Below are 12585 nucleotides of genomic sequence, written 5' to 3'. Positions count from 1 at the left end.
GTCATTTCAAAAGTCGAAAGCTCTGTAGTCGATTTAATCCTATTGATTAAATTCCCCTCTCCTACGTGGATCTCTTCCCTTAGGTATTCGCCTCTGAAATAATCGTGTACTTCCTGAGCGGACATAGTGTTCCCCGCTTCATTTATCGCGTTCCTAGCTACTGAAACGACGGCCCAGTAATATCGGTTTTGCTCTTTGCTCCTCGGTTTTCTATGCCTTTGAACCGTGATGTCTACTTCCTTACCTTCAAACTGCGCAAGGATCTTACGCAAAGACCTTGAGGCCTGTCCATTCTTAAGACGGCCGTCTTGAACTAATGAAGAAACCGTCGCTTTCATTGGTCGGAATCTTTAGAACGTTCTATCGGTTTATAGTAATTAGCGAAACGGTCTTGATCTAAGATTAAAACACTCATTCGCTTTTGATACTTTTCGCAAACCGATCTAAACTCTTTGTCGTGACGGTCGAATAATTCTTTGTAAGTCTCGACTATCTCTTCGGATTCGTCAAGTTCAAAAAGAGCATTTTCGAATCGAACTTCAATATCCTTAAGCTTTCCGTGAACTTCAGAAATATAGATTTCTTCGTCCTTGGCCTCTAAACGCTTGTTTACTCGCCTGGCCTTTCTGGAAACACTTGATCCGCGCTTAATATTTGATTTAGGAACTGACATAACTAGAAGGGTAAATCGTCGTCGTCTTCATCAAATGGGTTCGGGACGCTGGAATCGTAAGACGGTAAAGATCTGTTCTGACCCTGTGTAACTGGTGAACCTTGATTTTGAGCCTGTTGTTGTGCGGCTGGTTGCTGCCGTTGCTGATTTGCTTGAGGCGAAGCATAACCACCGTTTTGAGCCTGCCCCGATTGTCTGCTGGAAAGCATTTGCATATTTAGAACGACGATTTCAGTCGTGTAACGCTCTGTATTCGTTGAACGATCGGTCCAGGAACGAGTCTTTATACTTCCTTCAATAAAGAGCTTATCGCCTTTTGAAACGAATTTTTCGACTACTCCAACGATTCCACCTCTGAAAATAAGGTTATGCCATTCGGTTGAAGTCACTTTTTCGCCATTTCGGTTGGTGTACTTCTCCGACGTGGCCAAAGGCAAGCGGGCAATTTTCCCGCCATTATCAAAACTCTTGATTTCGGGGTCGGACCCCGCGTTTCCGATTAAAATTACTTTGTTGACGCTTGACATTTCGAATTTTTGGTTTAGGGGTTTACGGCTTGGAAGGTTTTCTTTAGAAAAGAAACCCCGTGAAGACTAGCCCCACGGGGAGACCTAAACCAAACCGTTGAATTATGAATTCAAATATAAGTAATCAGAATAATAATATCTAATTATTAGGATATTTTATTCCCGATTTTCTTCTTCCTCGAATAACAACTGCTGAAACCAGGACCTAACGATCATCTTTTCGGCCTCTTTAAGAACTAGGAAAGAATCCTTAGATTGAATTTTTTCTTTCTGAGCCTTAGCGGCTCTAAAAGGAATAGGCGAATTGCCAGACATTAAGCTGGAAATCTGTTCTAACTTGACTTTCTGTGCTTCTTCGTACAGATCCGAAGGTTCGGGCTGGTCCTCTAAAAGATTTCGCCGCTTAAGAATCCTATAACAAAGCCCGCCGCGATCGTCGAAATCGCCAGTCTTTTTAAACTGGGAATAGTTTTCTTTAATTATTTGGTTTTCCTGGTCTTTTGTAAGCTCTTTCGGAGCCTCTAAAGATTTTCGGCTTTCCGAATTCTTGAATTCCTTTCTTAGCCTTTTTCTGTCGTTCGAATCAAGCCAGCCACGAATAAACTCTAAATAGGTAATCACTTTCAGACCGTAGTACTTTCCATACTCCCCGCGCACACCGCGCCGCAAAGCCTGACCAATTTCCCCTAATTTCAAAAACGGATAAGCTACCCTTAACTCCTGAACAAATAGAATGGTTTCGGCTTGAACGTCTTCTGTTGTAACGTCCTCGTTATTCATGGCCTTGATATAAGATATCATTCTATAAATTTCATTCTTAGCCTGACGAGGATCGGCGTCTTTTATGGGACTTCCCGCGAATATTTCTAATGACCCTTCACTTCCCGACGGCAAGCTTAAGGACTTTTCGGATTTTTGGACTTCGTTCTGCATTTCGAATGATTTTAATTCTAAGCTGATTCGTGCAAGTTTCTAAGGATCGACGCAGCCCCGCGCTTGCGGTGTGGTTCAAAACTTTGTTGTCCTTGTCTTATATTGGAGCTTGGAAGATATTCATCTTCCCATCGCCTACCGTTTAAGTAAGTTAACGGATTTGGCCGATACTGAACGTCTGGGGTTGAGTTTACAAAGTTTGGAAGATGCGCCAGGATTTCGTCTTTTTCAGACTTTTTCAATCGACGCCATTTTTGAAGACATTTTGCGCGACCTGTTTTTTTCCCGTACAGGTCCCAGAATTCAGAAAATCCGAATTCTTTTGAATCTTCTTTTTTTTCGAATTGATCTTTATCTTCTTCCTTATTACTTAAATTACTATTACTTAAGTTCTGTATTACTATATCTACGGATTCCCCGACGGTCGGTTTTTCAGGCGTTCGGGAATCCAGTTCTTCGGAATCTCCCGAAAGACGGATTTCCAGTTCTTCGGTGCTAATAGGATATTCGTGAACTTCATAACCCCGCCCCATCAATCGACCGCTTTCGGATTTTATGGGAACTAAAATTAAATGACCCGCTTCCCGAAGCTCTTTAAATGCTGATCTAACCGCGTCGCGGCCTTCCGTTCCGTGATTAATAACGTCCTTTAATCTGGTTTCCCAGTTATCTGGCTTACTCAATAAATAGCATAAAACGCCTTTGGCCCGATAACTTAAATCGCCATTTTCAAGAATTGACCGATCAATTTGCGCGAATGGGTTCTGGCGTTTCTTTACTCGGATTATAGATTCGCTCATTTTCTTGGCCTTTTAGTCTTTAAAACAACGTCGGCCCCCAGGGCTTTGGCTATTCTCTCCAAAACTGGATAAGAAGGAAGTCGGACGCCGTTTTCAAATTCGGATACATCGGATTGAGAAATGTTAGATTTCTTAGCTAGTTCCGTTTGATTAAGTCCCAAAGACTTACGTAAAGTCTTTATCTGCTGATCTATTGGCATTAGTTTAGCGTTGTCGTTTTAGTTAGTTCTCGTTCTATTTCCTGGAACAAATCAGGGTCATTAAACTGGGCTATTGTTTGCGGTATTGATAGAGTTATCCTTAATTCCATCCTTGCGCCTTTTTGAAAAAATTCCCCTCCGTTGTCACGCTCTTGGATATGGTGAAAATCAAATGGAATTACAACCGCTTGATATTTTCCCGAATTTTCAATCGGTCCATTCTCTTGAATATGGATTTCATTGTAATGGATTCTTCCTACTTTGCTCTCCTGATATTCAGACGTTATGCGCTTTCGAATTTTTGATTTAAGTTTCTGATTCATTAGTGTTGAATTGTGGTTCTTGAAACAAATATACGCTTTACTTATTATTATATCCTTATTTTAGGATATTTCAAAGCCTTAAGTATCCGATAAGTGCTTTGTGACGACCTCTATAAAATCCTCTATAGACCGAATCACTTTATAAACCCGCCCTTTTTCCTCAACGTGATTCTGGAAATCTTTTTGACTATCCGACTGCCTTCCCTTATCAGTTTTCAACTCTAAGTAAACAATAGGCCCGAAAAAACCGTCCCTTTCCAGTATTAAGTCAGAAACACCAGCCCTAACACCTTCGGACTTTAATTTACCCGCCGTAGCTTTATTTCGATGCCCACCGTTTGGGACAGCGAAAAGGTCGAATTTATACTTAGGAAACTGAAGGTCGAACCACATTACACAAGACTTTTGAAGCTGGTGTTCTGGGTCGCCTCTGTTCGTTCTTTTTATCCTTTTTTCCCTCCTGGAAGCTTCGCGGATTTCGGCTTCAATCCTTGCTTCCCTGGCATTCTTTTGAAACCATTCTGCCGAGTACTTTTTAACCTCACTCATTAACCTGGATATCCTAATTCTTTTCTGATCTTGGTTTTATTCCTATGCCTTTCGAAATAGTTTCTACCTCTAAGACTTGGTACTTCTTCCTGAACTTTTCGTCGACTTCGACTAATACTTTCGAAGCTTGTTAGCTTGTTATCTTTTATCAATCTGCATAACTTCAAGGCGGTTTCCTTATCTATACCTAAATCAATTAGTTCGTTATACCAAATTGTAGCAGAAAGAAACTGATCCGATTCCCTTGCGCTAATGTTCTTTTCAAGAATTCGGCGAACTCTATCAGTAATAATTTTAACAGCCATAAATCAAGCTAATTTTATACGTTTTACTTATATCTCAGGACAAAAAAAGGGCGGATTGCTCCCCTACTCTTTTTGTTCTTATTTGCTTAAGTCGGTCAATTGCAGATATCAATCTTCGATTTTGCTCCTCAGCGTTTTTCTTCCTGAGTTTACCCGACATAATCAATTCGGGATACACCTTCCCCCTTAGGTGAAGTTCGCGGGTCAGCTCCGTTATTTCTTCATTTAAGCTTTGTTCTGGCCTCTTCCCCGACATTTTATTAGTGATTAAAGTCATAAGATCAATAAGACTATAAAAAGCCGCTTCAGAATCTCCGTTTTGCTTATAAATGATTAAGACGTCCTTAATGAATTGTTCGGCGTCCTTCCTGGTTTCTATCGCGTGTAAATCCATTAGAAACCAGTTGAATGGTTAAGGTCTTCAATATTGGGCCCAGGTCCGTTTTCCGATCTTTCAAAAGCTATCCCTCTGGATTCTAAACCGTACCTTTTCCGAAGATTATCCGAATTAGTTAAAACTTGGATATTATCCAATTGATAACCTTTTGAAGGGTCTATTCTATCAATACTCAACGAAGAAGAACTTCTTCCCTTTCCTTTTAGATACCCAGTTTCATGGCAGAAAATTTTAAACTCCTCAAGCGTTAAGTTAAATTCGTGTCCTCTCCTTTTAGCGTTCTGTTTCAAATTGTTGAAATAGTAAGTTTCTGGCCTACTCTCCTTAAATTTTTGCATCGCGTGACGAAAGCAAAGACCGCCTTTTCCCTTTTCACTTCGGCCGCGGCAACCGCCGACAATGCAGCGGCCCCGTTCGGCTTTAGTGGGTATAATTTTTAATTCACTGAACTTCTTATCCATAGCCCAGGAAATTACTTATCCAGCAACTTAACGGCGATGGAAGACTTTGAAACCACTTTTTCGGCTGGTGGTATTTGCTCTCCCGATTTTCCCGAATAGAGTTCGTCGCCTCTCTCGATTGCGTCACGGGCAGCTTTTGACTTATCTTCAAGAATTTTAATTTTCTCTTTATAAGCAACGATTTCGGGAATATGGTCAAACTTGTACCGAGTCGCTCCCTTACGAATGGATATTTCCGCATTCATTATTTTTAATGGCCCCTTGTGTCCTTCTAGGATCTCTTCAACTCTATCCTGAATAACCTTAGTAGCTTGATTCGCTACCTCAGACAAACGCTTAAGACCGACAAAGGCTTCGGTAGGATCTAACCAGCCATTATTCAAAGCGTCTATAATTTCGTTTACGTGGTGATTAATGGTTTTAGGGTTAACCAAAAGTTCCGCATGATCCTTCGCAAGTTCTTCTTCACCTGGAATAAATCCGTTTTGTTCGGCGTGATTGAATTCTTCTTCGGTTTGAAGAATTTCGATTGATTCGTTTTGCATTTCGATAATTTTTAAGAATAAATTAATCTATATTTCTGGATAATTTAAAGCTTAAGAAATGGGCCAGAAATCCCCCAGATCTTTAGCTTACAGTTTTTAGGCCTTCTTTTTTTCTGTACTTTTCGACTATCTGTTCGGGTGTATCTCCGTTAGATATGGAGTAAGTAATGTCGAATATCTTTTTAGCTGTTTCGGCCATTTGTTCAACGCGTACCTTTCCGCTTGAAATCAACTCAATAGCTGCTTTTACAGAAGATTGAGCAACTATCTGGCGGTTCTTATCTTCCCTTTCTTGTGGAGTCTCACGGGCGCCACCACGTCCACCGATTGAATTATTCTCTCGTATCGCCTTAATGTCTGGCGGGTATCCGTCATTGCTGCGGTCTTTCAATAAGTATTTAGACCTCTGGTTTACTGTGAAGTAGTCTTGAGGGTTTTTAGTGGTTACGAATTCGCCCGTGTCCCCATTGTCAAACTGAACGATAAACACGAACATTTCCGAACCCCCGCGAGCGGTAAAGCTCTTCTTAAATTCACATCTTAGACAAGTAGCTTCTTTTTGTTGCATTTCGAATTGATTTATAATCTCTATTTTTGTAGGGCATTTCGAATTTTAGATCTCTAAGATTCTAAGGCGGGGATCGGTGGTTCTTTCCCCGCCTTTTTCTTTTTTATAGAAATAAGTTTTCCGAATTAAAGCCTTCATTAAGTGTTCTCTCTCCTCCCTGTGTAAGTAAATAATATCAAGGTCCCCTTCCTTGTCTCGAAACCAGATATCGAAATCAGTAATCTTCCCTTTGTTTACCTTTATGAACAAAACTTTATTTATACCGAAACGCTCCTTTTTAGTTCCTTCTAAATCATCACTAATCGTAAGGCAACCTTTAGATAAATGGTTTATTAACTGGCTTGATGCTCTGGATAAAGTGGCTTCGTTCATTTTCATTAGGGTTGTGGTTCTTAACTGAGGTCAAATATAAGTCATAAATATAATTCTATCCAAATATTAGGATATTTTTTTACTGGAAAAATTTAACCGCTTCAATAATACCCTACTCTTTTCGGCCTCTCTTTCGATTAAATACAAGGCCGCTTCGATAATGTCTGATCGGTAAGGCGCCCTTACTTTTTTATAGCTAAATTCCTGAGCTACTGAATGCTTAGGCGTTCTCGTCATATTTGATATTTCATTAAACGCATTCTTAGGGAGCCTTTCGCGGATTTCCTGTACATCTAACCAGGAAAAACCCCTTTCATTCGATTCGATTTCTTTTATACTCGTCATTTTTATAATTTTATCCTCGAAAGTTATAAGTTTTACGTATATTTCACAAACTAATGAACCAAATTAATGAATGATTCCTCTATTAATAAACAGGGGGTTCGACTTCGCGAAGCTCGACGAGCTTTAAAACTCACTCAAACTGAAGTAGCCGAAGCGCTCAACGTAAAGCAGGCACATATATCAAGAATTGAAGCTGGACTTAATTCTATTTCCTTTGCCCAAGCCAAGCGGATCGAAGAGAAGTTTAATGTATCCGCTTATTATTTACTTGAGGGTAAAGGCTCATTAACGGGAAGTATAGAAGAACAGTTTACGCCTTCAAAAATTGAAGGTGCAATCCTTCCCAGTTTTAAGGACATAAACCAATCTTTTGAGGTTTATAGTGACTCAATGGAACCAGAGTTCAGGAAAGGTGATTTAGTGCTTTGTGCGCGTCTGAAAAGCCCTGAAAAGGGAATTAGTAAAGGGGGTCTTTACTACATAGTAACTGAAAGATATCGTATTTTCAGACAAGTGCGCGACATTAGAGAGGGTAAATACCTTCTTTACGCTTATGATCCAAAAACTTCAGACGTGGAAGTTCGACTTGAAGATATCCTAGAAGTCTATTCGGTGAAATTCAATTTACGGTCGTATGAATAAAAAGGGACATTCAAAGGGACACTTTGAACCTTTATTCGGTCGTAATATCGCCGTATCGGGTACGCCGTCAGGCGTAAAGAGGTCGTGGGTTCGAACCCCATTAGCCACCCATAGATTAGAAGGTCATCTGTTATTCAGGTGACCTTTTTTTATTCCTTTGTAAATCATTGCTTCGATTATCGATCGGCCCGTCTTACATATTGCCAGTTGGTACCCCAATCCTCGCGATCCTCGCTTGGGCAATTTCGTTGAAGAACACCTTCGAGCTATAAACACATTTATGCCCGTTGTGGTGCTTAGCGCCTTTGAGCACCCTCATGATGAGATAGTGATACAGGAGAGTCCCTTTTTACAAGTGCAGGTCCTCTACAAAAAGAAATGGCCCGTACAAAGTCATTATAAAGCTTTAGAAAAGGGTTATCGCCATCTCCAAAAAATGGGTTACCAATTTAAATTGGCCCATCTGCATGTAAGCTGGCCCTCGGGTATTGCTTTTCAGGGTTTTTTAAAGAATCTGCCCTATGTAATTACCGAACATTATTCGGGATACCAGAAAAACCGACGCCACGAATGGAGTCGATTGGCTCAACATATGGCCCGTCGAATTATGAATAAGGCCCAGGTAATTTGCCCGGTATCGAAACAACTGGCCAATTCCCTACAAGAATTTAGGGTTAATTCTCCTTGTGAGATTATTGGAAACGTGGTAAATACGGAGCTATTCAAATATCAGGAGTGGAAGAAGCAAGGACCTGAATTCCGTTTGGTACACATCAGTTCCCTCCAACAGGAAACTAAAAACATCAAGGGGATTTTAAGGGCTTTTAAACAAGCCTTAAGCCGAGATCCCATGCTTCATTTAAGCATTGGAGGCGATGGGGACCTCAAATGGCTCCAGGAACAAATTGATCTAAATGAAATTCCCTCCACTAAGATTCGGATGCTCTCCGCGCTTTCGCGGGAAGAAGTTGCCCAAGAAATGAGTCAAAGTAATGCCTTTCTGCTCTTCAGCTTTATCGAGAATCAACCCGTAGTTCTATTGGAATCGCTCTGTATAGGTCGACCAATTATTGCCAGCAAGGTGGGAGGCATTTCAGAATTTATTGGCCCAAATCAGGGTATCCTGGTTGAATCTGAAGATGAGTTGGCTGTGGCCGAAGCCATCTTAAAGCTTAAAATGGATTATGCCGACTATGATCTAGCCGGTATATCTGAAGAGGCCCATGCGCATTATTCGCATCAAGCCATAGCGGAGGAATTTAGGCAGCTATACCTTAGCGTACGCCCTTCAATTGCATCAGGTCATCCAGACCCAAATCCTGTGCGGCAATAAACCCTTCTCCGTACTCTACACCTATTAAACGGCCCAAATCCTGTGCACGATAGGTAACGGAATCCATAAAGTTTTTGGAACTAATTACCGTTTTAGGCTCGGCACTACCCGGATCGTAAAACTGAGATTTATAAGCCTTAATAGACTCCACCTTGCTATGAATATGTTCACCGATATCAATAATGAAATCAGGCTCTAAATTTTGGAACTGGATATAATAAAGCAATAGTTGCGGGCGCCAAGGCTCTTGCGCTTCTCCCTCCCATTCCGTTTCAATCTTAAGCAGTCCGGAAAGAAAGCTTGCCTCCTTCAGTAAAAAGGAGCCTCGCCCATGATCTGGGTGTCGATCTGTGGGAGCATTAGCGATAACTATTTCCGGGCGAAACCGGCGAATTTGTTGGATTACCGCCAGACGATGCTCTTCATCATTCACAAAAAAGCCGTCGCGAAAGCCCAGGTTCTCGCGCACTTTAAGCCCCATGATGCGACCCGCCTCCGCGGCTTCAGCCAAACGGATTTCAGGAGTACCACGCGTTCCCAGCTCCCCCATGGTTAAATCTACAACTCCGCAAGAATAGCCAAGCTGAGTTTGTTTTGCCAGGGTTCCGGAACAACTCAGTTCAACGTCATCAGGGTGGGCTCCAAAGGCCAAAATATCCAGTTTCATAGCTATGAAAATAAAAAATAGCTTGCTCCGAAAAGGTTTCGAAACAAGCTATTCTTAAATATTAGATGTGATTACTTTTTGAAATCGAAAGTAATTTTCCCAGTGTTTCCGCAGTTGCAAGTGTTATCGCTAGGATCAACATTTACAATTTTAATAACGGCATAAGTGCTACCACCACGCAATTTCGCGATGTAGATATCACCTACAGCAGGATTGCTTACAGAAGCAGAAGCGGTACCCGCAGCAAAAGAAGAAGTAGCAGCTTCAACCGTAGCATTAGCATAATCGTAAGAGTTGTCTTTTACGAACATGGTAGAGTTAGCGGCCATCCAGCTACCGGTAAAGGCATCACCAGCAGCATCCGTGTTCTCCATGTCTTTGCTGGCATCAGGCTGACTAGCACCAACTACAGTACCATTAACCAAATCATAAGCTCCTTCTAAAGAACCTGCAATGTGGAAAAACGCACCATTAGTTTCATTGGTCATTGGTGTAGCATTCGCCTCAACTGTAACTGTGAAAGTTACATTGTCGGTGTTTCCATCTTTATCGGTTACAGTGAAAGAGTAAGAAGTCACCCCTAGATTAATTCCGGCATTTGGGAAAATCAAGGTATCGATATAAGTCTCATCGTCCGCATTAGCAATATCGTAAGGGAAATTACGACCTCCTAAACTAGTTGGTATTGGAGAAGGAGAATTAGATCCGGTTACACTTACAGAGAAAAGATCCATGTCAGTATCACCTTTGCGAGCATCCCAAACAAATACAAGGCTGCTGCCCTGGCTGATGGTTAATGCTCCACCGGTAGATCCGGAAGTACTTTCGGTTACGATTAAAGAGGCACCCAGGCTGCTGTCGTTGTCATCTTCACAAGCGGTAAAGCTTAAAGCCAAGATACCTGCTGCGGCAAAGCGCAGTAAATTGCGGATTTTCATAGTAATCTGATTTGAGATTATTTTCATTTTCGGCTAACAAAATTAGTCAATTAATGATTCTGTGAATGATTTTAGAAAAAGACTTGTTCACCCAATACAATTAAAATAATTTTGCCGCCCATAATAATATACTCCAAATGGCTGGTAACAGAACTTTCACCATGATTAAGCCCGATGCCGTTGAAAACGGTCATATCGGTGCAATTTTAGCCAAGATCAACGAAGCTGGATTTCGTATTGTAGCAATGGAAATGACTGCTCTTTCTCGCAAAGACGCAGAAGCTTTTTACGCAGTTCACGCTGAGCGTCCTTTCTTTGGCGAATTAGTAGAATACATGACTTCTGGTCCGATTGTAGCTGCTATCCTCGAAAAAGATAATGCCGTTGCTGACTTCCGTACTTTAATCGGTGCTACCAATCCAGCCGAAGCTGCTGAAGGTACCATCCGCAAATTATACGCTACTTCTATCGCTGCAAATGCGGTTCACGGTAGTGATTCTGACGATAATGCTGCTATCGAAGGAAACTTCTTCTTCTCCCAGCGCAATCGCCACTAGAATATTTCAAATGAAAATCCCGACCTCAGAGTCGGGATTTTTTTTTAGCGGATAAGCACCTTGCGAATCGGTTCTCGACCCCGGCCTATCTTCTGATTTAGGTAATCTATCATGCGACTTTGCTTTAAACGCAATTGTTGTCGCAAGGGGGCGCTCGACATATACAAGATTAAACAGCCTTTTTCCAGGCTAATATCATTAGTCTTATCCGCTACCTTATCTCCCATCAATTCGCGCCAATCGGCTTTTAGGATCGCTTCAAAAAAGCGCTCTTCCAAATGATGCCCCTTTAAAAAAGCACCTATGGCATCTCCTAATTTGAAAGTATTATTCCGATCCATCTTCGATAATTGAGGTCACATTAATAATTCGGGCTTCGGGGTCGATCTGTTTCACCAATGCTGTGGTCCGATCTTCATGGGTGTCGGTAATAAAGATTTGCCCGAAATTGGAATCATGTACCAATTTTACCAAGCGGGCTACCCGAGCTTCATCCAATTTATCAAAAATATCATCCAACAAAAGAATAGGCACCATTTTCTGATGATCGCGAATAAACTCATACTGAGCTAATTTCAAAGCAATCAAATACGACTTCTGCTGTCCCTGTGAGGCATAGTCACGCACGGAGTCATCATCCAAACTAAACTTTAAATCATCGCGATGAACGCCCCAGGAACTGTATTGCAGCACCCGATCCTTTTCATGGCGGCTGCGTAATTCTACCAAAGGCTCATCACCAAAGTGGCTACGGTAATCTAAAGTGGCAGCTTCTCTGCCTTCACTTAACCAATGGTAATAATGTTGAATACGGGGGCCAAGCTCCTCACAAAACTGCTGGCGCGCCTTGGATATGTACATGCCATGCTCCACCATTTGTTGATCGTACAAATCCAGAGACTCGGCATCGAACTGATGGTTAGCCGCAAAGAACTTTAACAAGCGATTACGTTGCTGTAAGGCCTTATGATAGCGCATCAAATGAAAGAGGTACTCATTATTGCCCTGACTAATCACATTATCCAGAAAGCGTCGCCGGGTATCTGAGCTATCCGTGATTAAATCACGATCATAAGGCGAAATTACCACTGCGGGAAAAGCACCAATATGTTCTGCCAGTTTCTCGTACTCCTTTTTATTGCGCTTCAAGATTTTCTTGGCTCCCTTTTTCAAGGAGATATGCAGGTGCTCATTTTCATCCTGACGAAGGAAATTTCCTTCAATCATGAAAAAATCTTCCTCGTGCTTAATATTTTTTTGATCGCGATTCCCGAAGTAACTTTTACTTAAACAGAGGTAATGAATGGCATCTAACAAATTGGTTTTTCCGCCTCCATTAAGGCCTACAAAGCAATTGAGCTTAGGACTAAATTCAAATTGCCCTTCTGTCCAACTCTTGAAATTTAATAGATGTAGGTCCCGTAAATGCATTTTGCTAAATTAATGCAAG

18 protein-coding genes are annotated in these 12585 nt (G+C 41.5%); 3 read left to right on the top strand and 15 right to left on the bottom strand.

Going from position 1 to position 12585, the window contains the following annotated elements; all coding sequences use genetic code 11:
• Positions 1-334: 334 nt before the first annotated feature.
• The 11 genes from ACO05P_RS00875 to ACO05P_RS00825 form a co-directional block, all read right to left on the bottom strand.
• Entirely contained in the window at positions 335-673 is a 339-nt protein-coding gene (locus tag ACO05P_RS00875) for a hypothetical protein (protein ID WP_421752901.1), read from the bottom strand.
• 2 nt (positions 674-675) lie between these two features.
• Positions 676-1200 carry a single-stranded DNA-binding protein gene (locus ACO05P_RS00870; protein WP_421752900.1) on the bottom strand — a complete coding sequence of 175 codons (525 nt, stop codon included), beginning with the start codon at positions 1198-1200 and terminating at the stop codon, positions 676-678.
• 156 nt (positions 1201-1356) lie between these two features.
• On the bottom strand, positions 1357-2133 hold the full coding sequence (locus tag ACO05P_RS00865; RefSeq protein ID WP_421752899.1) for a hypothetical protein: 777 nt from the start codon (positions 2131-2133) through the stop codon (positions 1357-1359).
• Positions 2134-2150: 17 nt separating this feature from the next.
• A complete protein-coding gene (locus tag ACO05P_RS00860) occupies positions 2151-2933 on the bottom strand; it encodes a hypothetical protein (protein ID WP_421752898.1) in 783 nt (260 codons plus the stop codon).
• Complete coding sequence (locus ACO05P_RS00855) at positions 2930-3133, bottom strand: helix-turn-helix domain-containing protein (protein ID WP_421752897.1); 204 nt, start codon at positions 3131-3133, stop codon at positions 2930-2932. The genes ACO05P_RS00860 and ACO05P_RS00855 overlap by 4 nt, the downstream gene beginning before the upstream one ends.
• Positions 3133-3456, bottom strand: coding sequence for a hypothetical protein (locus ACO05P_RS00850; protein ID WP_421752896.1), 324 nt, complete (start codon positions 3454-3456; stop codon positions 3133-3135). The genes ACO05P_RS00855 and ACO05P_RS00850 overlap by 1 nt, the downstream gene beginning before the upstream one ends.
• A 78-nt stretch (positions 3457-3534) precedes the next feature.
• Positions 3535-4005, bottom strand: coding sequence for a hypothetical protein (locus ACO05P_RS00845; protein ID WP_421752895.1), 471 nt, complete (start codon positions 4003-4005; stop codon positions 3535-3537).
• A gap of 698 nt (positions 4006-4703) precedes the next feature.
• Entirely contained in the window at positions 4704-5168 is a 465-nt protein-coding gene (locus ACO05P_RS00840; RefSeq protein ID WP_421752894.1) for a hypothetical protein, read from the bottom strand.
• A gap of 11 nt (positions 5169-5179) precedes the next feature.
• On the bottom strand, positions 5180-5713 hold the full coding sequence (locus tag ACO05P_RS00835) for a hypothetical protein (protein ID WP_421752893.1): 534 nt from the start codon (positions 5711-5713) through the stop codon (positions 5180-5182).
• A gap of 82 nt (positions 5714-5795) precedes the next feature.
• Complete coding sequence (locus ACO05P_RS00830) at positions 5796-6281, bottom strand: hypothetical protein (RefSeq protein WP_421752892.1); 486 nt, start codon at positions 6279-6281, stop codon at positions 5796-5798.
• Positions 6282-6326: 45 nt separating this feature from the next.
• A complete protein-coding gene (locus tag ACO05P_RS00825; RefSeq protein WP_421752891.1) occupies positions 6327-6653 on the bottom strand; it encodes a hypothetical protein in 327 nt (108 codons plus the stop codon).
• Positions 6654-7064: 411 nt separating this feature from the next.
• On the opposite strand from ACO05P_RS00825, the gene ACO05P_RS00820 reads away from it, so the two are divergent.
• Together ACO05P_RS00820 and ACO05P_RS00815 are read left to right on the top strand one after the other, a co-directional pair.
• Positions 7065-7640 carry an XRE family transcriptional regulator gene (locus tag ACO05P_RS00820; RefSeq protein WP_421752890.1) on the top strand — a complete coding sequence of 192 codons (576 nt, stop codon included), beginning with the start codon at positions 7065-7067 and terminating at the stop codon, positions 7638-7640.
• A gap of 235 nt (positions 7641-7875) precedes the next feature.
• Positions 7876-8973 (top strand): glycosyltransferase, encoded by a 1098-nt coding sequence (locus ACO05P_RS00815; RefSeq protein WP_421752889.1) that lies wholly within the window; start codon positions 7876-7878, stop codon positions 8971-8973.
• On the opposite strand, the gene bshB1 is transcribed toward ACO05P_RS00815, so the two are convergent.
• Positions 8915-9640: a bacillithiol biosynthesis deacetylase BshB1 gene (gene bshB1 / locus ACO05P_RS00810; RefSeq protein ID WP_421752888.1), complete on the bottom strand. Its 726-nt coding sequence runs from the start codon at positions 9638-9640 to the stop codon at positions 8915-8917. The genes ACO05P_RS00815 and bshB1 overlap by 59 nt on opposite strands.
• 71 nt (positions 9641-9711) lie before the next feature.
• Positions 9712-10578 (bottom strand): hypothetical protein, encoded by an 867-nt coding sequence (locus ACO05P_RS00805; protein ID WP_421752887.1) that lies wholly within the window; start codon positions 10576-10578, stop codon positions 9712-9714.
• Between the two features lie 137 nt (positions 10579-10715).
• Here ACO05P_RS00805 and ACO05P_RS00800 point away from each other — a divergent pair, with 137 nt between their 5' ends.
• Positions 10716-11135, top strand: a complete 420-nt coding sequence (locus tag ACO05P_RS00800; protein ID WP_421752886.1) for a nucleoside-diphosphate kinase — start codon at positions 10716-10718, stop codon at positions 11133-11135.
• Between the two features lie 44 nt (positions 11136-11179).
• Here the strand turns inward: ACO05P_RS00800 and ACO05P_RS00795 are convergent, their stop codons facing one another.
• Together ACO05P_RS00795 and recF are read right to left on the bottom strand one after the other, a co-directional pair.
• Complete coding sequence (locus tag ACO05P_RS00795; protein WP_421752885.1) at positions 11180-11476, bottom strand: DUF721 domain-containing protein; 297 nt, start codon at positions 11474-11476, stop codon at positions 11180-11182.
• A complete protein-coding gene (gene recF, locus ACO05P_RS00790) occupies positions 11463-12566 on the bottom strand; it encodes a DNA replication/repair protein RecF (protein WP_421752884.1) in 1104 nt (367 codons plus the stop codon). Before recF ends, ACO05P_RS00795 begins: the two co-directional genes overlap by 14 nt.
• Positions 12567-12585 lie beyond the last annotated feature (19 nt).

The organism is Croceimicrobium sp., assembly GCF_965228705.1.
Lineage (GTDB): Bacteria > Bacteroidota > Bacteroidia > Flavobacteriales > Schleiferiaceae > Croceimicrobium.
Note: the sequence above shows the minus strand (reverse complement) of the source record. Positions and strands in the feature narration are given on the sequence as shown.